The organism is Leptospira kobayashii, from assembly GCF_003114835.2.
In the GTDB taxonomy this organism is placed as follows: Bacteria; Spirochaetota; Leptospiria; order Leptospirales; family Leptospiraceae; genus Leptospira_A; species Leptospira_A kobayashii.
The window spans coordinates 1-24,596 of record NZ_AP025029.1 but is presented as its reverse complement, the minus strand read 5'-3'; the positions used below and the strand labels follow the sequence as shown (position 1 = coordinate 24,596).

Annotated in this window: 25 protein-coding genes and 2 pseudogenes; 13 read left to right on the top strand and 14 right to left on the bottom strand. The window is 41.8% G+C overall.

The features are described 5' to 3' along the window. The first annotated feature begins 146 nt into the window (after nt 1–146). The 3 genes from DI077_RS18400 (at nt 147) to pnuC (ending at nt 6,124) form a co-directional block, all read left to right on the top strand. Nucleotides 147–3,827 (top strand): LamG-like jellyroll fold domain-containing protein, encoded by a 3,681-nt coding sequence (locus DI077_RS18400; protein ID WP_109022241.1) that lies wholly within the window; start codon nt 147–149, stop codon nt 3,825–3,827. A 413-nt stretch (nt 3,828–4,240) separates the two neighbouring features. Then, nucleotides 4,241–5,437 carry a metallophosphoesterase gene (locus tag DI077_RS18395; protein ID WP_109022243.1) on the top strand — a complete coding sequence of 399 codons (1,197 nt, stop codon included), beginning with the start codon at nt 4,241–4,243 and terminating at the stop codon, nt 5,435–5,437. Nucleotides 5,438–5,461: 24 nt separating this feature from the next. Further along, on the top strand, nt 5,462–6,124 hold the full coding sequence (pnuC, locus tag DI077_RS18390) for a nicotinamide riboside transporter PnuC (RefSeq protein WP_109022244.1): 663 nt from the start codon (nt 5,462–5,464) through the stop codon (nt 6,122–6,124). A gap of 24 nt (nt 6,125–6,148) precedes the next feature. Here the strand turns inward: pnuC and cutA are convergent, their stop codons facing one another. The 7 genes from cutA to DI077_RS18355 all read right to left on the bottom strand — a co-directional run bounded on the left by cutA (nt 6,149) and on the right by DI077_RS18355 (nt 11,304). Continuing rightward, nucleotides 6,149–6,481, bottom strand: a complete 333-nt coding sequence (cutA, locus tag DI077_RS18385) for a divalent-cation tolerance protein CutA (protein ID WP_109022245.1) — start codon at nt 6,479–6,481, stop codon at nt 6,149–6,151. A 28-nt stretch (nt 6,482–6,509) separates the two neighbouring features. After that, nucleotides 6,510–9,017, bottom strand: coding sequence for a C1 family peptidase (locus DI077_RS18380; protein ID WP_109022246.1), 2,508 nt, complete (start codon nt 9,015–9,017; stop codon nt 6,510–6,512). Further along, a complete protein-coding gene (locus tag DI077_RS18375; protein ID WP_109022247.1) occupies nt 9,014–9,565 on the bottom strand; it encodes a hypothetical protein in 552 nt (183 codons plus the stop codon). The genes DI077_RS18380 and DI077_RS18375 overlap by 4 nt, the downstream gene beginning before the upstream one ends. A gap of 96 nt (nt 9,566–9,661) precedes the next feature. After that, nucleotides 9,662–9,913 (bottom strand): hypothetical protein, encoded by a 252-nt coding sequence (locus DI077_RS18370; RefSeq protein ID WP_109022248.1) that lies wholly within the window; start codon nt 9,911–9,913, stop codon nt 9,662–9,664. A gap of 12 nt (nt 9,914–9,925) precedes the next feature. After that, nucleotides 9,926–10,288 carry an LBF_4227 family protein gene (locus DI077_RS18365; RefSeq protein WP_109022249.1) on the bottom strand — a complete coding sequence of 121 codons (363 nt, stop codon included), beginning with the start codon at nt 10,286–10,288 and terminating at the stop codon, nt 9,926–9,928. A gap of 3 nt (nt 10,289–10,291) precedes the next feature. After that, entirely contained in the window at nt 10,292–10,576 is a 285-nt protein-coding gene (locus tag DI077_RS18360) for a DUF883 domain-containing protein (protein ID WP_109022250.1), read from the bottom strand. Between the two features lie 2 nt (nt 10,577–10,578). Continuing rightward, a complete protein-coding gene (locus tag DI077_RS18355) occupies nt 10,579–11,304 on the bottom strand; it encodes a response regulator transcription factor (protein WP_109022251.1) in 726 nt (241 codons plus the stop codon). A 63-nt stretch (nt 11,305–11,367) separates the two neighbouring features. Between DI077_RS18355 and DI077_RS18350 the strand changes: the two genes are divergently transcribed. Beyond that, the gene (locus DI077_RS18350) at nt 11,368–11,781 is read left to right on the top strand and encodes a DUF4279 domain-containing protein (RefSeq protein ID WP_109022252.1); all 414 of its coding nucleotides are present in this window, start codon (nt 11,368–11,370) and stop codon (nt 11,779–11,781) included. On the opposite strand, the gene DI077_RS18345 is transcribed toward DI077_RS18350, so the two are convergent. Next, a complete protein-coding gene (locus DI077_RS18345; RefSeq protein ID WP_109022253.1) occupies nt 11,735–12,118 on the bottom strand; it encodes an STAS domain-containing protein in 384 nt (127 codons plus the stop codon). The two genes, DI077_RS18350 and DI077_RS18345, sit on opposite strands and share 47 nt — an antisense overlap. Before the next feature lie 374 nt (nt 12,119–12,492). On the opposite strand from DI077_RS18345, the gene DI077_RS18340 reads away from it, so the two are divergent. After that, nucleotides 12,493–13,461 carry an amino acid--tRNA ligase-related protein gene (locus tag DI077_RS18340; protein ID WP_109022254.1) on the top strand — a complete coding sequence of 323 codons (969 nt, stop codon included), beginning with the start codon at nt 12,493–12,495 and terminating at the stop codon, nt 13,459–13,461. Between the two features lie 87 nt (nt 13,462–13,548). Here the strand turns inward: DI077_RS18340 and DI077_RS18335 are convergent, their stop codons facing one another. Both DI077_RS18335 and DI077_RS18330 read right to left on the bottom strand, forming a co-directional pair. Continuing rightward, a complete protein-coding gene (locus DI077_RS18335; RefSeq protein WP_109022255.1) occupies nt 13,549–13,989 on the bottom strand; it encodes an OsmC family protein in 441 nt (146 codons plus the stop codon). Nucleotides 13,990–14,302: 313 nt separating this feature from the next. After that, on the bottom strand, nt 14,303–14,944 hold the full coding sequence (locus DI077_RS18330) for a hypothetical protein (RefSeq protein ID WP_135354937.1): 642 nt from the start codon (nt 14,942–14,944) through the stop codon (nt 14,303–14,305). Nucleotides 14,945–15,045: 101 nt separating this feature from the next. Here DI077_RS18330 and DI077_RS18325 point away from each other — a divergent pair, with 101 nt between their 5' ends. The 3 genes from DI077_RS18325 to DI077_RS18315 all read left to right on the top strand — a co-directional run bounded on the left by DI077_RS18325 (nt 15,046) and on the right by DI077_RS18315 (nt 17,014). Further along, the gene (locus DI077_RS18325; protein WP_109022460.1) at nt 15,046–15,633 is read left to right on the top strand and encodes a DUF6935 domain-containing protein; all 588 of its coding nucleotides are present in this window, start codon (nt 15,046–15,048) and stop codon (nt 15,631–15,633) included. Between the two features lie 2 nt (nt 15,634–15,635). Further along, complete coding sequence (locus DI077_RS18320; RefSeq protein WP_109022258.1) at nt 15,636–16,577, top strand: hypothetical protein; 942 nt, start codon at nt 15,636–15,638, stop codon at nt 16,575–16,577. Nucleotides 16,578–16,738: 161 nt separating this feature from the next. Continuing rightward, the gene (locus DI077_RS18315) at nt 16,739–17,014 is read left to right on the top strand and encodes a hypothetical protein (RefSeq protein WP_109022259.1); all 276 of its coding nucleotides are present in this window, start codon (nt 16,739–16,741) and stop codon (nt 17,012–17,014) included. A 54-nt stretch (nt 17,015–17,068) separates the two neighbouring features. On the opposite strand, the gene DI077_RS18310 is transcribed toward DI077_RS18315, so the two are convergent. Next, the gene (locus tag DI077_RS18310) at nt 17,069–18,100 is read right to left on the bottom strand and encodes a zinc-dependent alcohol dehydrogenase family protein (protein ID WP_109022260.1); all 1,032 of its coding nucleotides are present in this window, start codon (nt 18,098–18,100) and stop codon (nt 17,069–17,071) included. A gap of 87 nt (nt 18,101–18,187) precedes the next feature. Here DI077_RS18310 and DI077_RS18305 point away from each other — a divergent pair, with 87 nt between their 5' ends. From DI077_RS18305 to DI077_RS18295, 3 genes and pseudogenes are all read left to right on the top strand, one after another. After that, nucleotides 18,188–18,988, top strand: coding sequence for an SDR family NAD(P)-dependent oxidoreductase (locus DI077_RS18305; RefSeq protein WP_109022261.1), 801 nt, complete (start codon nt 18,188–18,190; stop codon nt 18,986–18,988). An 88-nt stretch (nt 18,989–19,076) separates the two neighbouring features. Beyond that, nucleotides 19,077–19,829: pseudogene (locus DI077_RS18300) on the top strand (DUF1295 domain-containing protein); the annotation flags it as partial. Nucleotides 19,830–19,841: 12 nt separating this feature from the next. After that, nucleotides 19,842–20,864, top strand: coding sequence for an SAM-dependent methyltransferase (locus DI077_RS18295; protein ID WP_242935467.1), 1,023 nt, complete (start codon nt 19,842–19,844; stop codon nt 20,862–20,864). Here the strand turns inward: DI077_RS18295 and DI077_RS18290 are convergent. Further along, nucleotides 20,843–22,375, bottom strand: a complete 1,533-nt coding sequence (locus DI077_RS18290) for a DEAD/DEAH box helicase (protein ID WP_109022263.1) — start codon at nt 22,373–22,375, stop codon at nt 20,843–20,845. The genes DI077_RS18295 and DI077_RS18290 overlap by 22 nt on opposite strands. Nucleotides 22,376–22,458: 83 nt before the next feature. On the opposite strand from DI077_RS18290, the pseudogene msrA reads away from it, so the two are divergent. Both msrA and msrB read left to right on the top strand, forming a co-directional pair. Further along, a pseudogene (gene msrA, locus DI077_RS19925) lies at nt 22,459–23,061 on the top strand (peptide-methionine (S)-S-oxide reductase MsrA); the annotation flags it as partial. A gap of 81 nt (nt 23,062–23,142) precedes the next feature. After that, the gene (gene msrB / locus DI077_RS19920; RefSeq protein WP_242935466.1) at nt 23,143–23,553 is read left to right on the top strand and encodes a peptide-methionine (R)-S-oxide reductase MsrB; all 411 of its coding nucleotides are present in this window, start codon (nt 23,143–23,145) and stop codon (nt 23,551–23,553) included. Nucleotides 23,554–23,597: 44 nt separating this feature from the next. On the opposite strand, the gene DI077_RS18275 is transcribed toward msrB, so the two are convergent. After that, a complete protein-coding gene (locus tag DI077_RS18275) occupies nt 23,598–24,383 on the bottom strand; it encodes a hypothetical protein (RefSeq protein WP_109022265.1) in 786 nt (261 codons plus the stop codon). Between the two features lie 6 nt (nt 24,384–24,389). Then, a complete protein-coding gene (locus tag DI077_RS18270; protein WP_109022266.1) occupies nt 24,390–24,596 on the bottom strand; it encodes a hypothetical protein in 207 nt (68 codons plus the stop codon).

The following is a 24,596-nucleotide window of genomic DNA, read 5'->3' as shown; positions in this document are numbered from 1 at the left end:
AATAAAATACTTCCCCGGTTTAAGTATTTTGTCTCTTAAAACAACTTCTCTTCGGCAGACGTCCGCTCCTTAGACGGAAGGGTCCATTTTAATTTATTTACTCAAAGCCGATCTTTAAACAGTGTTACTATATATAGGAATTTAGTATGAAATCCAAAGCCTCTTCCTATCTGGTTTTCATTGGTTTTTTTTACTCCTGTATTCCTGTACTCGATCGCAGCCCTTTGGAAGTTTTAAGTTACCTGCGCCTCGGTCCGAAAGAATCCACAGCAACTTCCGTTTATTCGATCGGTGGGGTTGTTTCCGGATTGGACTCCGATACAAGCATTACTTTAACAAATGCAGGTGAAACCGTTACGGTTCACTCCGATCAAAATTTTTCTTTTACTACAAAATTAAAAACTGCCGCGAATTATTCCGTGGATATGACAGTGAATTCCACATCCGGACTTAATTGTTCCATTGCCGGCAATACAGGAACAGTACAAACTTCCGATATCACAAATATCAGCGTCACTTGCGGCTGGGGTCCCGATTATTATGAAGTGGGTGTGAATATTACCGGTTTAGCCGGAACCTTGCAAGTCCGAAATAATGCTACTAATACGAAGACAATTACCGCTGCAGGGCTTAATAAATTCACTGCCAGAATCAAAACAGGGAATGCATATAATGTTTCGATTCTAACTCAACCAGTGGGACAACATTGTTCCTTTGAAGATTATACCCTTACCATCGGAACCATGCCAAGTGCCAATGTTACTATCTTTATCAACTGTCAGACGGGTTACTTGTTGGCAGGAGCCTTGCACAGCGTTGCCAGTTCGGACTTGGGAACTTTGTTTCAAGGAAGACTCGCTTTCGTTCGCACTGTGGCCGGTTCTTTTCCTACAAATGTGGGTGGCCCGGGACCTGCTTCCACTGCCAGATTCTCCGATCCCACAGGAATCACGACGGACGGAAGTTATATCTATGTCGCGGATTATTCCAATCATCTCATTCGCAAAATCAGTATTTCAACGGGAGCGGTTTCCACTGTAGCAGGGGGAAATACGGGAGGAGGCGTCACTTGTCCCGGAGTTACCACCACCAATTGTTTGGACGGTGTAGGAACTGCTGCCAGATTTTATAATCCGATCGGACTTACGACCGACGGTACAAATCTTTATGTGAATGATTATTTGGGACATCGCGTTCGTAAGATTTTACTTTCGACCGGCAGCGTGAGCACAATCGCAGGAACAGGAAATGTCGGATCCGCCGACGGATCGGGCACTGCCGCTAGTTTTAATTTTCCTACTGCTCTCGCCATCTATAACAATAGTTTGTATATTATAGACAGAACGAATTTCATCATTCGAAGAATGGATCTTGCTACAACGATTGTAACTACAATTGCAGGTTCTGCAGGAATCTCCAGTCACCAAGATGATGTGATCGGGACAAATGCAAGATTTATAAGTCCTACAAGTGTTGCTGCATTCAACGGATATTTGTATGTTTCGGATATAGGCGGACATAGAATCCGACGGGTGGAACTTTCTTCGGGCAATTATGGCGTCACAACCATTGCCGGGAGCGGAGTAGGTGCCACTAAAGACGGAATAGGAACCGCCGCACAATTTTTCGATCCGACAGGGATCGTTACGGACGGAACCAATTTATTCATCGCTGAGTTTTCCGGTCGTACGATCAGGCATTTACGTTTATCGGATAATAAAGTGACTACAGTGGCAGGAAACATAGCTGGTGGTTATGCGGACAATACCGGCACAAACGGACTCATGAACGAGATCGGTTATATAACAACCGACGGTGTGAATGTTTATATTACCGATCAAACGAACGGATCCATCCGTCGTTTGGAACCTTCATTACTTTCCAGATATACTTTTGACGGAAATGCAAATGATAGCATCGGTACAAATCACGGAACACTTGTTAATGCCCCTCCTCTTGTTTCCGATGAAAATGGAAATACTGCTGGTGCTTATGATTTGAACGGAACTTCGCAATATGTCAATACATCTTCGCTAGCAACAACAGACACAACCAATCTTACGATTTCGGCTTGGGTATTTCATAGAGGTTCTCCATCCGTTCAATTTGTATTTTACAATGGAACGGGAAATACGAACGGCTACGGACTTACCATCAATCCGACAACTAATACTGTTTCCGTTTCGTTAGGTGCGGTCGGGTCAAGCTCCGGTACGGCGCAAGGAGTTCCTTTGCACACCTGGACTCATTTGGCTTTGGTTCGTAGTGGCGTTAACTGGGAAATTTATATCAACGGTAAAGCACAAGGAATCGTTTATTCCGCGAATCCCATTGCGCTTACGGGAAGTTTCAAAGTCGGGGATAGTGGTGGCGGATATTACTTCAACGGTAGAGTTTCAGATGTTCGATTTTTCAAAGGAGCTTTGGATCTTTCTTCCATTCAAAAACTAGCGACCCAGGTGCCTTCGGGACTAGTTGCCTACTATCCGTTTACATCTACACTAAACGACTTGAGCGGAAATGAAAATCATCTGAGTCTAAGTGCAGGTGCTACTGCATATGTGAATGATCGTTTTGGTCAAACCAATTCGGCGCTCAGTTTGAATGGCGCTTCCCATTTTGAAAAGACAACCCCCGTGGGAATTCCTGCGGGTAGTTCGTCCAGAACCAATTGTGCCTGGACAAAAACAAATTCCACTGCGGCGCAGAACATACTAAGTTACGGAGCCGCCACTACGGACAATGCAAACGGTATTTTCGTAAATGGGACAAATATATTAAACTACGGTTTGGCGGACGATTTGTTCGGGGAACACAATAATATCTTGAATAGATGGGTTCATATTTGCGGGACCTATGACGGAACAACCGCTTCCATCTATTCCAATGGGATGTTAATTGCTTCTTCGGCCAAACCATTATGGTCTACCAGCGTTTCCACAGTTTTACGAATTGGGACCAGAGTAGATATATTGGAACACTTCTCAGGGTTCCTTGACGATATTCGAATTTACAATCGGGTTTTATCCTCAAATGAAATCCGGGCGATGAGCGGATATTATCCGGGGCAAGTTTCGGGGCTTCAGCTCCACTTGCAGGCGGATTCTTTCAGTGCAGGGCCTGTCACTTCCTGGGTGGATACCAGTCCGAATAATATTTCCGGGAACGGGGGAAATGCGCTTACTTCCTTTGTGGGAACATTCAACTGGATTGCAAATGGAATCAATTCCAAACCGGCAGTTCAATTTACGGGAACTCCCGGAGAATATCTTTCCAAAACAACAGCGCCTTATTACGGTTTAAATACGGATGATTTTTCTTTTTTCATCGTTCAAACGAGAGCGGCAACTACAGGAACACAAACAGCCGTTAACTTGGGGCCAGCGATCGGAGGAAAACAATTTTACTTCGATGACCCGACCGGGGTCAGTTGTAACACAGGCGTTCCCGTCGGCTCTACTTTTGCACTTCATAATGCAGGAACCGCTTGTCTTGCAAGAAGTAATACCGGCTTTAGCGCTCTGGGACAAGGCAGAATTTTTTCCATGCATTACGACTCGGTCTCCGCTATTGCCGGTCCGTTTTATTGGGACACTACAGGCGCAGAAGGACTTACGATTCCGCCACTTGCGACTTTTACTCCTCCGAGCGCGGGAGCATTGAATGGAATTTATGTGGGAAGTTTGCCTGCAGGAGTTCAGCCATATAACGGAAATATTGCGGAAGTTTTATATTTTAATCGTGTGTTGACCGCCACCGAGAGAAACCAAGTCCAATGTTATCTGAGTGCAAAGTATAACATACGTGTGGCGAATAATTGCCCGTAAACGCAAACCTAATACCAATCGATCTCCAAATCAATGTTTGGCGCCCTCCCTTCGGGACCGGGCTACTCCGGGCTCCGCTGACGCTCCGGTCGCTTCCGCGACCAAGCCCTGCGTATCCCTGGGCGGGAACATCGATTGAAGATTCAGAACAAAACCGAAGCAGATTGTTATTTCCGTGGCAAAAAGGCGAACTTATTTGGATAAAAATTTTATAAATCGGAAGATCGCTTTACGAAGTGAAGGCGATATGGTAGGAGGAAGACATTGGGTGGCGGGTCTAGTTCCCCACCCTGAATCGGGCGGGGAGTACTGTACGATCAAAATCCCTCTCTTCCCCCCGCGCCAGGAACAGTTCTCGATTGTTTTTCAAAATTTTCGTCTTCTCATATAGTCTAAACACAAAAGGAAGTCTCATGTCCCGTTTTCTTATCTTTATTTCGATTTTTACATTCATTTTGGGAATTGGTTACTCTTATACGGGAGTACGTTTGGTTCAGGGTTTGGGCATAACAGGCTGGAATCTCGCTTTGTTTTGGATACTTATTGTGTCACTTGTAGCGATCATTCCTATTTCTTATTTTTTCAGCCAGACGGTAAATCGGGAAAAATACCAATCCATTTTATCCTACATCGCATTTACCAGTTTGGGATTTTTTACCATTCTCTTTTCATTGGTTCTTTTAAAAGATATCACTACTTTCGGTATTTATATTCTAAATCCGATTGTCGGTTTCATATCCCCCGATTTTTCCTTTACGGATACTTTCTCATTTTTGCCTAAGTGGAGTTATACGAACTATGCGTTTGCATTGGGAACTATTGGTGCGGCCGGAACATTGACAGGTGTAGGTTTTTTTCAGGCACATCACAGACTAAAAACGATCCAAGTAGACATTCCCGTATCAGATCTTCATCCTGACTTGGACGGATTTACCATTGTACAAATCTCCGATATCCATATCGGACCTACGATCAAAGGAAAATTTCTCACGCATGTAGTGGAGAGAGTCAATCGTTTGAATCCTGATTTTGTCGCGATCACGGGAGATTTGGTAGACGGAAGTGTTGCGAGCTTAAAAGGTCATATTCTTCCTCTTAAGGATTTAAAATCAACTTACGGTAGTTACTTTATCACAGGTAATCATGAATACTATTCCGGAGTTCTTGCTTGGATCAAGGAAGTGGAAAAGTTGGGAATCAATGTTTTGCTCAATGAAAACCAGGTGATCAAACATAAAACCGCAACTCTTACGATCGCAGGTGTTACGGATCTGAAAGCGGGTAGTATTTTACCAGAACACAAGACAGATCCCGGCAAAGCCATCAAAGGAGGCGAAGGTTCCGATTTCAAAGTTTTATTGGCTCATCAACCGGATAGTATAAAAGAAGCTTCCGGTTATGAATATGATCTCCAGTTGTCAGGTCATACACACGGAGGACAGTATTTCCCCGGAAATATAGTAATCTATCTGGCTCAGAAATTTGTGGCGGGGCTTCATCGTTATAAAGAGATGTGGTTATATGTTAGTCGGGGAACCGGTTATTGGGGTCCACCGCTTCGTTTGGGAGCACCTTCTGAGATTACAAAATTGACTTTGCGCAAAGTATAGCAGGATTAATTTCGTAAATTCCGTATGGAATTTTTGTCTTTAGACTATGTTTTGTTTTCCGTTTTGGATTATCCGATCAGCCTCTTGGAATGTTTGGGGATCGTCTCAGGTCTTTTCTGCGTATATTATGCTTCCGTTGATAGGATTATCACTTGGCCTATAGGGATTTTCAATTCGATCTGTTTTTTCTTTTTGTTCTACCAGATCCACCTTTACTCGGATATGCTGCTTCAGATTTATTTTTTTGCTTCCAGTATCTACGGTTGGATCTATTGGCAAAAGAGAAAAGGAATTAAGCCTCCTATAACGACTCTAAGGTGGAAAGTGAGATATTCTCTGGTTTTTTCCATTTTGATTTTCAGTTTTTTTCTGGGTGAATTGACAAAAAAACTTCCGGTTCTCCTTCCCGTTTATTTTACGGAACAGCCATCCTTTCCTTACTGGGACGCTTTCACTACTGTTGCAAGCATTGTTGCTAATTTTCTCCTGGCAAGGCGGATCGCAGAGTCTTGGTTCATCTGGATCAGTGTGGATGTGGTTTGTATTGTTTTATATTACCTTAAAGACATTCGTTTGGTCACGATAGAGTATTTTGTTTTTCTAGTGATTGCAGTGTACGGATCTTATATTTGGTACAAAGAATCACGAGATAAAATTCGTACTAGTCTGAAAAGCGTTAGAGAGTGAACTTCAAATTTTTAAAGTTCACTCTTAACCTGCGTTACGTTTGATTTTATCCGCCACAAAGGCTTTGTAAGCGGGAGAACCGAAACTTACATCCATCCTTATGATTTCAGGAGCTATATAAGGGTGGTGTTTCATAATGTATTCTTCAATCGCAGTATAATGTTCGGCTTTCGCTTTGATTAGGATTTTGTTTTCCGTATCTACCGTTATTTTTCCTTCCCACATATAGAGTAGTTCCACTTCCGGAAAAATAGTCGCGGATGTAATAATCCCTAATTCCAACATCACTGTTAGATGTTCTTCCGCCATATCACGATCCCCGATTGTGGTAAATACTAAGATGTCTTCTGTTGCCATAAATCCTCTTTTCCAATCATAACAGAAATCAATCTTTTGAAAAGCCGTATTCCGTTTCTTCCGATGGATCTCCCACGGAATTCAATCGAACGACGGAACTTCCTTCTATACCTCTGGCTAAGTCGAACTGAAAACCGTTTGTTTTCAAACCTGTACTGCCGGGAGTCCATTTCCCTCCGTACTGTTTTACGACTTTATCATTCACTTTTAAAATCGCAGTGAAATCCTGGTTCGCACCTGTGATCGCAAGTGATAGGTTTTGCGGTCCTAACTTGGGATCCCAATACAGTCCGGACCAATTTCCCAGGAATGTTTTCGGAATCTCGTCCAGGCTAAGGGCCCTTTTTTTTACCAAACTCGGTTCCTTGTTGAGAAATACGGATACGATATTGGAATCTTTGGATTCCGATCCGAATTCCGATTTGGATCTTACGGAATACAAAAACAAATCGCCGGGACTTCCCGGAAAGTTCTCGGAAAATTTGGTCAGTTTTCCAGGCACCTGAATCAGAAATTGAAACTCAGAGTTTTTACCTTTGGAGTTGGAATTTACATTTACCTGTTTTCTGTAAATATAATACTCATTAGAATCTTTTACCGGATTCCATTTCAAATTGACTTTTTTGTCTTTTGGATTGATTTCGGCAGTTACATTTTCGGGAGGAGCTAGTACCGCTCCTGCAGATCTTTTGGAAAGTTCCGGATCAATATTTCCGTAAGCAAATTCACTCGGTTCCGCATAACCTGTATTATTTGCAGAAATAATCGTATAGGCAAAGGAAGCTCCGTCTCGGATCTGAGGATCTTCGTCTTCATATGCTGTAGATTCCGTGTCGAAAGGTCCGGAAGGATCTCCCGCTTCATTGAATCGGTAAATAAAATAGGTGGTTGCACCCGGTGCAGGATTCCAACTCAATTTGATTCGATCGGAATATTCTCCTTGGGAAGCGGTCAGATCGGTAACCTGACTTGGGGTTACTTCCGTATTTGCCACATTCACTCCCAAACTATCACTCCAATCTCCCACCTTAGTGCCGTTCAATGTAGCACTGACCCGGTAGGAATTTGTTTTCTCCACAACCGGGGAAGGATCTATGAAACTAGTGGATTTCACTTTTCCAATCGTTTTCCATTTTCTAGTATTTTCGATTCTGGACACCCAGTATCCGTTGGCACCTTCGATCGCAGACCAACTGAGAGAAACTTTCGGAGAACCGTTGCTTACATATGTTTTAGCAGTCAGTCCGACTACTTTTCCCAATTTTCCCTGGTTGTTCGGTACTGCTGCGGTAAATCCTTCCACATCTTGGGAAGGAGAAGATCTTTCTTCGCTTGAGATCGATAAGATCCGATAGATATAAGTTGAGTCCGGGCTGACATTGGAATCCGCAAATGTAGGTAAATTCGAATATGCTAAATCACTGTATTTATTTTCTCCGCTGTCTTTTCTTTGGATGAGATAAGATACCGCTCCATCACTTGCAAGCCAAGTCAGAACGACCATGGAATCGAATTCTCCCCGGGATGCTTTGATATCCATAGGAGGACTCAACGGTTTTAGTACGGGAGAAACTACGGTAGGCTGCTGTTGGATTGTTGTTTTCGGGTTATCTATCAGTGCATAAGTTTCCTGTCCTACTTTGGCAAGCATTGCATACGAGATCCATCCGAATCCTTTGTCTCCCCAATCTTCTCCCCATGAGTTTTGTATTTTGAATGCACCCTTTTTCCCTGACTTGGAAGTTTTGGAATCATCATAACCGACTATGGTCATCGCATGACCGCCGTAACTCTGTCCGCTGTTGGAATCGTAAACTTCAGAGCCTTTCAATTTGTAAAAACCATCATCAATGATAATTCCGAATAACACTACATTCCCACCGGCAATTACCCGTTTGAGCTCGTCAGGATTTTTGAAATTCAATCGGGAAAAGGATCTGATTTTATAATTCAGCGCTTCCTTTTTTGCGGACTCTTTCGGTTGGGTTCTGTAATCTTTGTCGGAATAAGGCATGCTACTCCAGGGAACTACGCCGTTCGCTTGTAAAAATTCCAAAGTCTTATAATAATAAAGTCCCGCATCCTTTCCTCCGTTCTGTTGGTTGTAAATAAAGGCGGGAGAAAAAACATTATTACCCTTTCCTCCTTTGAAAGGAGGATCGTAATTGGGAGATTTTCCGGAATCCGCCGCCAGATAGGATTTGATCGCATAACCGGTAGCCCACGCAACACAACTGTTTTGTTGTCCTTGGCTTCCCACGGGAGGCATTTTGGAAGACAGATCCACTTTGGATGGAAGTTCGTCAAAATTATTAAAATCTCTTTTTAAAGGAATGGAATCTTGAATTTCTTTCGGAGTCGGTAAATACCCGCAATTGAAAACTCCTGGTTTGCAATCGGAAGACCGGACGGAGCTAGGATCAAATACTCCCTCGGAAAAAAGAGGAGTAAAAGAAAAAATTATATAAACAAAACTTAAAGCGAACGATCGCAGGAATGCTGATTCTAAAGGGTTTGTTTTTTGCGTTTGTTTCATAATCTGATCCTCTCCATGGCTTGAATGATTTCTTTTTTCTTTTTAAATTCTTTCTTTTCTAAATCTTTTAATACGTAAAAAAAACGGGACTTCTTCGTTCCGATTCGAATGGAAAAAAAATTGTAGCTAACCCCTGTTATTTTTTTCGGGGGAGTGTTTTCGTAAGTAAAACTGAGTGCGCCTTTTCGAATCAGATCATTTAATAATTTTACGTATGTGTTCTGATCGATTCTTTTTGTCTTTTGCGTAGGTTCTGATTTTTGATTTGTTTCCCTTCTTGAAAAAAAGAAACCCTTGGCATTTGCTTCGATTTTGATTTGTTTTGCATAATGAAATTCAGGAGCCACAGGACCTGAGGTTTCATCCCAAAGGACTTCCGCCGTTTTCCAATGACCTTGTTTTGTTTTCAGTTCGGTAGGAATCACCGAAGTTTTGGGAGATGCATAGAGACGGGAGATAGAAATAGATAGGATAAATAAAATAAAACCGAATCTATAAATAGAATGATTGAGTTTTGAAATTTCTTTACTGAATATTAAGTGTTTCATTGGGAGAAAGAAAACGAGCCCAATCGTACATGGTATTTCAGTATTTGCAATATTTTTCCGGTAAGATTAATAATTTCTTAACTAAGAAAAATAAAATTAAGTGGATGTACTATCTTCTTCTTTTTTAGTAAAATAGGATTGGATTCCTTCCTGGAATTTATCTAGAATCCCCGATTGTTTCACGGTTCTTCCCACTCGTTGCCAGAAATGAATTTTTCCTTGGAATTCTTTCCATTCCAATTCCAAATCCAAACGACGGATCTTAAGCAACATCCGAAGCTCTTCCATACTCATATCTTTCGGATCTTTTTCGGAATAACGTTCGTGGTCTTTGAGTGGGTTGAACATGGATGGACCGATTTACTTTTTTTGTTTTAAAACCAATTCAACAAGTGCAAATGCGATGATAAAAAACAGAACCCCTGTGCCTAAGCTTGCCAAAATGGGATCACCATTTGACAGAAACTTTTGCAGACTCAGGAAAATCGCATAAGAAAAATAGAGTAGTGCGATAAATATGAAAAATAAAGCGGAGAAAATCCAGATGGAGGAAAAGATCAGATTACGAAGGAATACGCTTACATTCTTTTGGATGTAAATTGCCATAACCTCCCAATAAGCAGTAAGCTTATCCAAGAGGTCGTAAAAAGCACCTTTGAGCCCTCCTTTTTTACGAGGACCCTTACCGGTGTTAGATTCTTGTGATTGTGAGTGATTTGCCAAAACTTACTTTTTTTTGAAAAACCAACCCAAGGCGAGCCCAAGGCCAAGTCCTACACTAAAACCGATTACTGCCGCTTTCTGAGGATTTTCTTTTACATAAGTTCCTACATTGTCTATGACTTCTTTGGCACGAATGCTAGCTTCTTCACTTGCTTTGCCCAATTTTTGTTTGATGTCTGATACTTGTTCCATGTACTTCTCCTTGGCTCTGCGCTCAATTTCCTTGGCTTTTTTCTCGTATAACTTAATTTCGTCGATTAAGGTTTTCTGTGATTTTGACTCTTCCATACTCAATCAGGAACAACAATATTTTCATAATTATCGGTAAAACGATAACCGATTCCCCAAATAGTTTCAATCCATTCCGGTTGTGCGGAATTTTTTTCCAGTTTGGAACGAATTCGTTTGATATGACTGTCGATCATCCTTTCAAAACCATCCCATTCCACGCCCCAAACGGACTCCAGTATCATCTCACGGGAAAACACTTTCCCTGGCGAACCAGCTAATAGTTGTAAGATGTCAAATTCTTTGCGGGAAATATTGATGATATTTTCATTTAGCGTAACACGGCGTCGGATGGAATCAATTTTGAGTGCGCCTCTCATGATTTCTCCCGCCTGACCTACGTTAGGTTTGATCCCTATCTTTTTATCCCATCGGCGGAAGAATACATCGACTCTGGTTTTCAATTCTCTTACAGAGAAAGGTTTGGTGATATAATCATCCGCGCCAAGTTCCAGTCCCATAATCCGATCAATCTCCTCTGTTCGAGCAGAAAGAATAAAGATAGGAGTGCTTTCGTCCGACTTTCGAATGGTACGACATATATCCATTCCATCAATGTCCGGTAAGGATAAATCCAAAATCACCAAATCAGGGTGACTTGATTTATAAAATTTTAATCCTTCTTCACCATTTTCATACACGGCGGTGGTATAATGCGCCGAATCGAGAGATTTACGGATCAAATTGCCAATGTCCGGATCATCCTCAATTACCAAGATATTTTTCATATTTTTCCCTTGAGTTCTATCTCAATTTGGTTCTTCTGGGAGAAAAAAAAAGTAAAAAATTCAATGGAAACGCAAAGAGAACCAAAATCATGGGCAATGCTCGCTATCTTCGGGCCGAAGCTTCGTCCGGAAGAGATTTCAGAGCGATTGGCCATAGATCCGGATTACTTTCATAGTCGTGACACAAAAGACATACAAAATGAACCTTTGGAGCCCCATTGGCAACTCAACTCAAAACTTGGTCCTGAGTCTCCTCTGAACGATCATATTTGGGAATTGCTTAAAAGAGTGGCATCTGTCCGACGGGAATTGAAAGAAATCACTTCCAAACATGATGCATGTTTTTATGCTTCCGTGGAATTCGCAAGTCCCGATACGAAAGGGATTCGATTGGAGAAAAGAGTCATGCTCTTGTTAGGTGAACTCGGAATCAACCTCGAGATTCTTCCCTGGGAAGGAGAGGATTTTCGAACTTAGTCCGAAGCATCCCGTCTCTCGTTTGGAAAAATAGCCGGGTCATTCCGAATCTTTGTAAAAAATGGAAAGAGGAGAAGGGAAGTCCCTGCAATACCAATACTCTTTTTTTTGCGCGAAGGTCTTTCGCGAGTCTCAGTATCTGCGTTAGAAACGATAAAGGGATATAATCTAAACTTGAAACATCCAATTGAATGTGGGAACGGGTTTGAAAAAATAGCATAGCGATGATGGAGGAAGTTTCTTCTTCAACGGCAGTATTGAAATCTTTGGATTGAATCTGAATTTCGTATGCGTTTTCAATTTCCCGAACAGACAAATATTTCGTGTTCTTGGCCATGGTTAAGGATGTACTGAACACTTCGGTTTATGGAAATCAAAAAAATATTTTTTATTCTTTTGATAGATAAAAAGTGAAAGTCTGGCTGTTTATAAGAATAGACATTCGGGGATTTAAAAAAACCCCTGGATGGAAGAGAATCCAAACTAACAAATTTTATCTTGTATGCGTTTATTTATTTTTTTCCTCTCTGTTTCCATGTTATCCTCTTGCTATCATATCAATTTTGGAAACACAGGGGACTTCGATTCTGTCGAGTTTTATAAATCCCGCTTATTGCATTTATTATTGGGGCTACGGGATTCGCAAAACGTACCGAACCGGTCCTTAATTGTTTTGCCAAATTTCTTCTTATTTGAATCAGTAATGTTTGTATGAAATCTCTTTCTTACAACACTCAGATTTTACGATCCCGTTTTTTAAAGTCCACCAGATCCTTTTTGGAAGAATCCGGATTTTTGGAAGTGGACACTCCTTGTTTCAAACCGGTAGTGGGGATGGAACCGTATTTGGATCCTTTTTTTGTTTCTTCTCCCGGTGGAAAAGAAACAGGGTATTTGATCACTTCTCCCGAATATTCTCTCAAACAATCGTTAGCAAATGGGTTGGAGCGGATTTATGAGATAACTCATACATTCCGTTCGGGAGAAGAGGGAAGTCCTTATCATAGTGCGGAATTTTTGATGTTGGAATTATACGCTAAGAACTGGAATGATAAGGACCTCAGGGATTTCTGCAAAGGCTATTTCAAAAGATTGGGTTTTGATTTTTCGGAATTGCAAGCTGCGGATTTTTTGACGAGAGATTCTTCCTATGAAGAGATTTCAGTGGAAGATATGATAAAGGCTCATACAAAAAGAGGATTGTCTCGAAAGGAATTGATTGAAACGATATTCGATCATAAATTGACTTCGGCAAAGGAAGATGAACTTGTTACTTGGCAGTATGAAGATCTTTTCTTCCTGGTTTTTTTAAATTTAGTAGAACCAAGATTAGGTGATAAGATCGTTTTTCTTTATGATTATCCTCCTGAATGTGCTGCATTGGCCAAAATCGAAAACGGGAAAGCAAAACGATTTGAAATCTATTGGTCCGGTTTGGAATTGGCAAATGCATTTTGGGAATTGACCGATCCGAAAGAACAAAGACGCCGATTTACCGAAGAACAAATGTTAAGAGAAAGACTAGGCAAGGAAAAATTTCCTATAGACGAAGATTTCCTATCTTCATTGGAATCTGGAAATTTTCCCGATTCTTCCGGAATCTCTTTCGGACTGGATCGGATTTTTATGAGACTGATCGGTGGGAACGGTCTAAAGGGAATGAGTCCTTATTACGGATGATTTCTTTTTCCACAAAAACTGATAACGGGAAAACAAAATTCTAAGGAGTTTGAATCATTTCCCGTTATCAGTCTAAGCTTTCATTTTTCACTTGGCTGCAAGACTCGTCTCTGCAAGAACTTGAACTCCGGATAACGTATCTTTTACGGGACAGATCCGATCTATGTGTTGCAAAAGAGCATCCACATGAGAAGAGGGTGAATCCGATTGGATATCTATCTTGTAGCGAATTTGAGAAAAGCCCGGTCGAACAGGAGCCTTTTCCTGGAATCCGTCCAAATCCAAATCGCCTTCCACAAAAACCTTAAAATCCTTGAGAAGAACTTCGTGAGCGGGGGCGTATAAGGAAACCAAAACTCCCAGACAACTCGCAAGTCCACCTAGCACTAGTTCCACTGGATTCGGTCCTTGGTCTGTTCCGCCTAAGATCTCAGGTTCGTCCACTACCCATTTGTGGTGACGGGATTGAAGGTCTAATTTTAATCCGCCTGCCCAGGATGCAGTGCTTTCAAATACTGTATTTGCCATGATTGGTCCTCCGGTATTTCAGCTAATACAAGAGGAAGGATGAAGGATTTCTATAATTAATTCATTATAACGGATTAATTGTACGTTATAATGAGCAAAATATTCCCGGAAGTGGGAATCAATTGTGGAATTCGTTTCGCAAGAGGGATGCGAAGGGCGCGGAAGCGGTCGCCTTTGGCGACCGAAGCGAACGCGAAAGCCCGGAGCAAGCCCGACCCCAAACGAAAGTTTGGGGACTTGCCCATTGGCATTGGTTCATAAGTGAGTTTAGAATTCGGTCGGATAAAATCCGGTTTTGCGATTTACGATTATATTAGTAACATCGTCCGCCGGAAGTGATGTCAACCGACCAGGAGCCGCTTGCATCTTTTACGAGCATAAAGTCGATGTCTTTGCATTGAACCGTTCCTTCCTCATTTGTGCGGTCAACGTCTCCTTCGTAACGGTAAAATCCTCCATTTGAACCTTTGTTAAACGTTCCATCATCAATCAGGATTTTTGACCATGTGTATTCAGGATATTTGGAAGCGAATGCTTTGAGTGCGAGTTCTTTCACCTTTGGTTTGCTAGGTGCTTGATCTTCCGCCCCGGCCAATGTTTTTACATTTCCTACACCGATTTCGGAGAAGACCCAAGACTTTCCTTTTTGGGTATAATTGGCTCCCGCTTCGTATTCGCGGCTTGTACCTTTTTTGGAAGCAACCACTTGGAAAGGGACTTTCAATTTTCTTTCTATGAGTTTTCCCTTTTTATCCGTTTTTTCCAGAATGACCGGATCTCCCGCAGATTGCAGGGATTCGATGGTTTCTCCCGGATAGGTTTTCGCCCATTTGGCACGCAGATCTTTTTCGGCTTGTTCCGCTTCGATGAAATCGGGTGTCCCCGGATTCACTTGGGCCAGAAGGGAAAGAGAAACAAGAAGGATGGGGATGGAAATTTTTAGATGGGTTTTCATAGTGTAATCCGAAATACTACAACTTCGGAAAGCGGTATGCAAGAAATAAATTTCCATCTTTGTTCTGGACAAGGGGGGAATTTATGATAGGTTTTCTTTCCATGAAAAAACCAGTTTATCTTGCAATTGCCGTTTTCTTTTCCTTCGGGTTGTCCGCACAGAATTTGACCCCCAGACCGGAAGTAGTCATTCCTTCCGTACCTGTATCCATTGCAGAATTCGAATCTTTGCAAACAAGTCTTGCCAAAACTCCGGAAGGTGCCGCATCGCTTATGGTACTTGCCGTCCATCTTTACGGAAAAGATCAGACTCTTGGCAACCAAACACTCATCAGTTCCGTTTTGATCAAGAACAGACAAAAATCAAACAAACCTACCGCTTACAAAGGAGAAGATTTGGGAAACGGAGACAGATACCTGATCGGCCAATTGGATAAGTACAAGATGTTGGCAAATGCATACTTCAAAGGTTCCGAACCGGCTAATGGATATTCTCCGAGTAACCCTTTGACTGTGGAAACGTTTACGAATCCTTATTCCGGCGAAGAATCTTCCGGAAGGATCAAACTTTTTGTCGCTACAAGAGGTGCCGCAAGCTTTCGTCCGATCACTGTTGAAAAAGATAGTGATGGACTTTGGAGGGCGAAGGAATTCAGTTCTCTTTGTGTAGGTATGATGCCCGCCAAATAGGAATGAATTCAAAAAAAAATTGGTTCAAGAGTCATCTCAAAACTACAATCACCATCTTCATTGCAATCATTTCCCTGATTACTCTCGGGGTGGTGGAGCTTGCTTTAAGTAAATTATTCGGATTGGGAAATCCGGTTCTATATGATAATAGTCCGATATACGGATTTCGTCCCATGCCCAACCAAAAATTGCAAAGATTTTTGGGAGCGGAACTTACATTCAATAATTTGGGCTTACGTTCTACCGGGGACTGGGACAAAGAGAAAAAAAATAAAATCTTATTTTTAGGGGATTCCGTCACTTATGGAGGATCTTATATCTCCAACGAAGAATTGTTCAGTCATCTGGTATTTCAAGATCGTAAGGACTATTTGTCCGGAAACGCAGCTGTCAATACCTGGGGAGTGGAGAACATCCATGCGCTCGTTGCGGAAGAGGAATTTTTGCCCGCAGGTTATTATATCACTTCGCTCATTGAAGATGATTTTTACAGAGGGCTTGTCCGTTTGCAAGGGCTTCCTTATTATAATGTAGAGCCTGGTTCCGCCTGGGCGGAGTTGTTCCACTATTTCGTTTATACTCAAAATAACAAACGTTATGTTCCTTGGCAAAGTATTGCAACTGAGGAACATATAACGAAAGTTTTATCGAAGTCGGTTTTGAAATTGAAATCCATGGATGCCTTTTTAAAAGCAAAAGGATATAAGCATAAGATTTTTATCCTTCCCACTCGTACTCAGGTTGTAAAAAAATCTCCCAAAGATCCGAAGATTTGGAATTTGATTTCTGAAAATAAACTGGAAGTGGTGTATTTGCTGGACGAACTACAGGAAGAGGAAGGTCAAAATCTCTTTCATGACGAAGTTCACGTCACAAAAGAAGGGCATAAAGTTTACGCAGAGATCCTTTCCAAGAAATTAACCGGGTTTTTGCCTGAGAAATAGACGTTATGTCAACTACACAAATGAGTGAAGAAATTGTTTTTTTAGCAAAGCATTTGCCCGGATCTTCAAAAATAAATTTAAGAATCTCTTGTTGTCCTAAAAAAAGAGAGGAGAAATTATCAATAAATTGTGATCTTAGCGGAATCTAGGAGATTTTCTCAATGAAGAAATCAATTTCACTTATTCTCTCTATTGCCGCTCTTGCGGCATTTGTAGCATGTAGCTCAGGCCCTAAAAAAGATGCGCCTGTAGCAGTTACCGGCAAAGGAACTGTTTCCGTTCTTAAAGAAGGCGGAATCGTTATCGAGTCAGAAGGTAAAAAATATGCTGTGTCCAACCCTGACAAATTGGACAAAAAATTCAAAAAAGACAAAGCTAAAATCGAGTTCGCAGGAAATGCAACTGGTGAAGCTTTAGAAATCACTACTGCAAAGTAAGGTTTCGGAAAACCCCGGGTTCGCTCGGGGTTTTTTTGTTTTTACATTTCTTTTTTAACCTTGCCACTCAATCACTACTTTGCCGAAATGTTGTCCGCTTCGTAAATAGGCAAAAGCATCCGGAACTTCATCCCAGCCGAAGGATCTATCGACAACCGGTTTCATCTTGTTTTGAGAAATAGCGGAATTCATCCTTTCAAAATCCGCTTTACTTCCCACAATCACTCCCTGGACTTTTACACCTTGCATCAGTATGGGATATAGTGATAAATTCGATTCACCACCGGCTAACACTCCAATCAGTGCGATTGTTCCGTAAGGACGGACTGCCATCATGGACTTTGGCAAAGTTCCCGCCCCTCCCACTTCAATGATCAGGTCGGCACCTTTCATATCCGTATACTTACGGACATCTCTTTCCCAATTGGAACGGGTGGAATAATTGATTCCTTCGTCGGCACCTAATTTTTTTGCGCGGGCCAATTTTTCATCACTGGAAGATGTCACTATGACTTTTGCACCTAACATCTTTGCAAATTGTAGTGCAAATAAGGAAACTCCTCCCGTGCCTAGGGTAAGAACCGTACTTCCAGGCTCGATCCCTCCGAATGTAACGACTGCATTGTAAGCAGTAAGGCCTGCGCATCCTAATGTTGCCGCTTCCGCATCGGTCAGATGATCGGGAGTTCTTACCAGGCCTTGCGCATCGAATACTCCGTATTCCATTAAACAACCGTCATTCGGTCCACCTAATGTGCTTCGAAGACTATCCACATTGGGAGTTCCGTCTTGCCAGCTTTGTGCGAAAATAGGAATGACTCTATCTCCTGTTTTCCATTTTTTTACATTGCTCCCGACGGATTCCACAACCCCGGCTCCGTCCGAACAAGGAACAAGAGGGAGTTTTTGTCTGGGGTTGTATTGTCCGATGGCCATAAGGTAATCACGATAATTGAGTGAAGTTGCTGTTAGTCGGACTAAAACTTCGTTCGGACCGATGTTTTCAGGTACGACTCTGTCTTTGATCCTAAGATTTTCCAAACCAAAACTGTTTGCGATTTCCCAAACTCTGTTTCTGATAGCCATTATGATTCCTTGCAAAAATTCACTGGTCAAATTTTAGATTCACTGATAGTCTTTGTCCAGATAGTTTTATTTGAATCAGAGGGTGGGATGAAAGATTTTTGGAACGATAAGGTGGTAGTGATCACCGGTGCATCGAGCGGGATAGGACTTGCTCTACTTGAAAATTTAAGTCATTATCCTTGTAAAATTTTTGCACTTGCCAGAAGGGCAAATGATATCAAAGACCCGGCTTTAAAACATGCTGCCTGCGAAGTCATTCGGATCGGTTTGGATTTACAAGACGGATCTTCTATTTCTGATGCACTTGCTATTTTGCAATCACATACATCCGATGTTGATGTTCTTTTTAATAATGCAGGAATCACTGCTCACGGACGTTTTGATGAATTGTCAATGGATGTGTATCGCAAAACATTCGCCACGAATTTTTTCGGTCCCATCCAACTCATCCAAGGTCTTCTGGGAGGATTGAAAAAAACGAAGGGAGTGGTAGTTACTACTTCAACCGTGTCCGCATTGTACGGAGTACCGGGTAGAGCGGCTTATTCCTCTTCCAAATCCGCTTTGCATGCAGCAATGGAATCGATGCGGATCGAACTAAGGGAAGAAGGGGTTCGTTCTTCTTTGGTATGCGTTCCTTATACGGAAACCAATCTGCGCAAATCAGGATTGGATGTAAAAGGAAACGTATTGGATGAAGGGCAGGCAAAGGCTAAATTGAAAACTCCTACGGAAGTCGCTTTTTTACTAATGAAAGTGGCAAAAGACAAAGAGGCAAGGCTTGTCACTTTTGATTTTTCCGGATCTTTTATGAAATGGATGCGAAATCTCGCTCCTGGCATTTTGGAAAAAATTTTATATAAAAAACTTTATCACGACTTTCATTAAACCGGAACTCGTCTAAGTCCACAAGAGGTTTGAATTGAATCCTTTTGTGAACTCATATATAACGGCCGTTTTATTTACTTTTTTCTTCATGACTTTGATGTGGTTTTGGGGTAAGTCCCGGAACAATTATGCAGTCATAGATGTGGGTTGGGGACTGGTGATCGCCGGGATCGGTTCCGTGTTTGCCGCTTTGGGAAGCGGGAATGTTTATGCTAAACTTGCGATCCTGATTCCTGTGTGGATTTGGGCGATTCGACTTTCCGGATTTTTATACTGGACCCGTATTCGCACGGGGGATGCGGAAGACAAAAGGTATTCTGATTTTCGAAAAGATTATGGGGTTCATGTACATAGAAAGTTTTTTACCAATGTATTTTTACTCCAAGGATTTCTGGCACTCCTACTTTCCGGCCCTTTTGTCATCGCATCCGAATGGGAATGGAATCCGTCTTCTCCTTCCGAATTTTTATTCCCTGTTTTAGGTTGGATTTTGTTTTTGATCGGAGTATCCGGAGAAGGTTTGGCAGACAAACAATTGCATTCGTTTCTTAGTATTCCGGCTAACAAGGGAAAATTATGTAATGTCGGGCTTTGGAAATACACTCGTCATCCTAATTATTTTTTCGAATGGGTGATTTGGCTTGGAATCGGAATCATCCCTCTTTCCAGCGGTGTGAATTATGCTTTGGTCTCTTTATTTTCTCCTCTGATCATGTTTGTTTTGCTTCGATTTGTATCGGGAGTTCCTTTTGCGGAAAAATATTCTTTATTATCCAAGGGAGATGTTTTTCGAGAATACCAACAAGCTACGAATGCTTTTTTCCCTTGGTTCCCGAAGGAAAATTTTTTGAATATCAATTCACTTCTCGAAAAAGATCTATTCCCCGATTGGCTGATCCGAATTCGCATCCGTCAGTTGCTTGCTATGCGATTGAAACAGGAAACGAAAGCCGGTGCGGAAAAACAATTGGCACATAAATTGAATTATGTAAAGGAACTGAAAAATTCACCGATTGCGGTTCATACTCGTGATGCGAACGAACAACATTACGAAGTGCCTAGTGAATTTTTCACTTATGTGATGGGACCTCGTATGAAATATTCTTCGGGGTATTGGCCGACTGCTGAGACTAGTTTTTCCGAGTCGGAAGAGGCGATGCTCGCTTTGACTATGGAGCGAGCTGAGTTAAAGGATGGAATGAAGGTTTTGGATCTGGGTTGTGGCTGGGGATCTGTTTCCCTTTATATAGCTGAAAAATTTCCAAAATGCAAAGTAACGGGTGTTTCCAATTCCCGAACCCAGAAGGAATTCATTGAAGCCCGTGCCAAGGAAAGCGGTTTGAAAAATATAACCATTCTCACTCAAGATATGAATGTTTTTACGACAAAGGAAAAATTCGATCGGATCATTTCCGTAGAAATGCTTGAGCATATGAAAAACTATGAACTGTTATTCGAAAGATTGTCCAAGTTTCTTGTGAATGACGGCAAGTTCTTTGTGCATATATTCACTCATAAGACTTTTGCTTATCCGTTTGAAGTGGTGGATGAAACGGATTGGATGGCGAAATATTTTTTCACCGGCGGGCAGATGCCTTCGGATGATTTGTTTTTGTATTTTCAGAAAGATTTTGTAATCGAAAACCATTGGGTAGTGAACGGAAGCAATTACGCTAAGACAAGCGAAGCTTGGTATGAGAATCTATTGAAGAATAAAGAGAAAGTGATTAAGATACTGGGGAACACATACGGCGAGAAGAACAAAACCAAATGGTTTGTTTATTGGAAAGTATTCTTTCTCGCCTGTGCCGAACTATGGGCTTATCGAAATGGAGAAGAGTGGCTGGTTAGCCACTACTTATTTCGAAAACGCTGAGGTTTTCCTCCGCGATCCCCACCGGATTTAGAAGCAGGAGTTGATCTGGACGATCCGCCACCGCTTCTTCCACCGTATGAAGAACCACCGGAACTGTTGGATCTGCCACCTCGGCTTCCCCCTCCGGTCCCTCCTCTTCGTTTTGCACCACCACCGCCGGAAGGAGCGGACTCATTCCACTCGGAAGGGTGTTTACCGATTTTTTCAGGCCCTGAAATTTTTACTTTATCAAGGATTTGAGAAAGGATTTTCAGAGAGACTTCTTTCGAGTCTTGGGATTCGGAAAGTTTTGCGAAAAGAGCTTCCGCTTCTTCGTTGATTTCCGTTTCCAAAAGCTTAGTGATGAAATCTTCACTTCTTTTTGCTTGGACTTCCTTTTTGGTAGGAAGAGCGGCAATCGTAAGTCCTGTTCCGGAGGTGCCTTTCAGCCTATGAAGTGCTCTTGATTCTCTTGTGGTTACCAGAGTGATGGCTTTACCGGTTTTTCCTGCACGTCCTGTTCTTCCGATTCTATGCGTATAACTTTCGCTATCGAAAGGAAGATGGAAGTTGATTACGAGAGATAGATCTTTTACATCTAGTCCGCGTGCTGCAACATCGGTCGCTACAAGGATTCTGATTCTGCCGTCATGAAGACTTTTCAAAACCAACTCCCGTTGTTTTTGGCTCAAGTCACCATGGAGTGCTTCCACAGGATACCCTTTGAATCCAAGATTCGCTTTCAGATCGTCGGCTTCTTTTTTAGTTTTCGTAAAAATGATCGCCTTATACGTGTTTTCGTAATCTAAAATACGAACTACTGCGTTGTCTCTTTCTTGTTCATCGATGATGTAATACACCTGTTCGATGTTTTTCGAAGATTTTTCGGTCGCTGCAATTTTTACATGCGCGGGTTGGTTGAGGTAACGTCCTGCTAATTTTTTGATAGCATCTGGCATCGTTGCCGAAAACAGGAGAGTTTGTCTTTCTGCAGGAAGGAATCCGAAAATGGATTCGATGTCTTCCAAAAATCCCATATCCAACATTTCATCCGCTTCATCTAGGATGACCATATTAGGTTTGAAATTTTTTAACTCTTTGCCCTTGAGTAGATCCAATAATCTACCAGGAGTTGCCACGGCAACTTGTGCACCTTTGGTGACTTGGGAGATTTGTTTGGAATAAGATGCACCACCATAGATAGTAGTGGTTTTGATCCCGACGTTTTTACCTAAGCGGTAAAGCTCGTCTGATACTTGGAGGGCAAGTTCTCTTGTTGGTGTTAAAACGAGAACTTGCATACCGCTTTTCACATCTATGCGATTTAAGCATGGAAGTCCATAAGCTGCGGTTTTACCGGTTCCTGTTTGTGCCTGTGCTATCAGGTCTTTTCCTTCGAGAACGAGAGGCATGGCCTGCCGTTGTATGGGGCTTGGCGTCTGGAAACCAGCTTCTTCAATCCCCGAAAGGAGCTCTGGGCGAAATCCAAAGGATTGGAAGTCGTTACCGGGCTCGGTTTGATTCGTTGTCATGAAAATAGGATACGATAAAAAAACGCCTTTAAAAAGAAAGGTAAAAATGGGAAAAAGGGCGAATGGGCTGTCTAAGCTTCAGTATGAACCCATTAGGCTTATTTCCTTCAAAATTGAGGATCTTTTTATTTCTTTTGATCGGCTATTTCACCTCCTGTGGGATCATCGCAGGGCCTAAAACGGAGAAAGCAACATTTGCAGGAGGATGCTTTTGGTGTATGGAGCCTCCTTTCGAGACTTTGCCGGGGGTAGACAGCGTAATATCAGGTTATACAGGCGGGAAGGAAAAAGATCCTAGTTATGAGGAAGTTTCCAGCGGATACACTGGTCATAGGGAAGCGATTCAAATCACCTACGATCCGAAACAAATTTCATACGAAACTCTTTTGGAAGTTTTTTGGAAAAATATTGATCCAACTGACCCGGACGGCCAATTCGTAGATCGGGGAAGCCAATACAAGACAGGAATTTTTTATCATAATGCGGATCAGAAAAGGTTGGCGGAAAAATCGGTTGCTGACCTAACAAAGCGTAAATTGTTTAAGAAAAAAATTGTAACGGAAATAATTGGTTTCGATGAATTTTATCCTGCAGAAGGGTATCATCAGGATTTTTACAAAAAAGATCCGTTGCAATACAAGAGTTATCGTTCCGGATCGGGGAGAGATCAATTTATCGATTCTGTTTGGGGGAAGGAAAAGGCGGTTCGTTTTTTGAAACCATCTCTTGATGAAATTCGGAAAAAACTTTCTAGCCTACAGTTTGAAGTGACCCAAGAAAGCGGAACCGAACCACCTTTTGAGAATGAATACTGGGACAATCATAAAGACGGAATCTATGTGGATCGTGTTACCGGTGAACCGTTGTTTAGTTCTGTAGATAAATTCGAGTCAGGAACCGGCTGGCCTAGTTTCAGTAGGCCTTTGGTGGCCGAACATGTGGTAATGAAAACGGATTCTTCTTATGGAATGGTTCGTTCCGAAGTGAGAAGCAAGTATGGTGATTCTCATTTGGGTCATGTGTTTGATGACGGGCCGAAGCCCACAGGGCTTCGTTATTGTATCAATTCTGCTTCTCTGAGATTTATTCCGAAAGAGGATTTGGAAAAGTCGGGCTATCCTGAATTTCGGAAACAATTCAGTAATTCATTTGAATCATCCGGATCAAAAGCCAATTAAGAAAGAAAGTCGGCTAGGACCTGAATTAAGAGCTAAACGTCAATTTAAGCCCAAAGGTTCAGTAAAAACTCTTCATCTTTTCTGAGGGAGATGAGTTTATACTTCAGTTCGTAAATTTCTTCCCGGCTGATCTCTTTTTTCCAACGAAGTTCTCTTTTTAACGTTTGTAATCTTTGTTGGAGATTCAGAAGTTCGAGAATAGTATCGTCTAACTCGAATTTGTATAAGTTTGTAAAGAGAGAATGGATCTGACTGGGAATGTCCATCATCAAAAGCTCCGAAACGGATAGATCATCAATATTTTTGATGGCCCACACATGCAATGTAAGTGTGCAAATTCTCTCCAATTGAGAAACTTCTTCTTTCACGTTGCGCGAAACTTGTTGTTTGAAAAAGCGGATCCTTTTTTCGAGATAACTGCTTAATTCTTTTTTGGGGATGGATTTATCTTTGTATCTTTTCCATTCCGATTGGAGAGAATCCCAAATTCCTTCTCCATAGAATACGGATGCATTTTCCAATAACTGGATAGATCCTGGTTCGTGAATTTTAAATCTGTGACGCAGAGAATCCGCATCTCCGGCAATCATATTAACAGGTGCTACTACTTCAAGCCGGTTCAATGTTTTGCTTACACTGTCTACAAAACTTGCCTTCATTTGATCGGTCGAGTGAGCTAATAGGTAGAAATTGAGATCGGAGGATTCGTTGAAATCACCTCTTTCTCTGGATCCATAAAATAGAATATGAAATGGTTTGTGAGATGTAATTAGTTCCAGATCATCCAGAACATGTGCATATAAATTGGGATTAAGTGCTTCGTATTCCATGTAGGTTCACTCAAAGAACAATTTCATTCTAGAAAGATTTTCCAGAATGGCTTTAAAGGCCCGATCACGTTCTTCTGTGCCAGGAAAGGGAAGGGATTTGACATTATTTAGATCTTGGTAAATAATTTCTATAGTGGGCTGCCCACTGTTTTTCTTGATGGAAGCGATAAAATCGAGATTAATGACTTCGGATTCTCCTAATTTCAACCACAT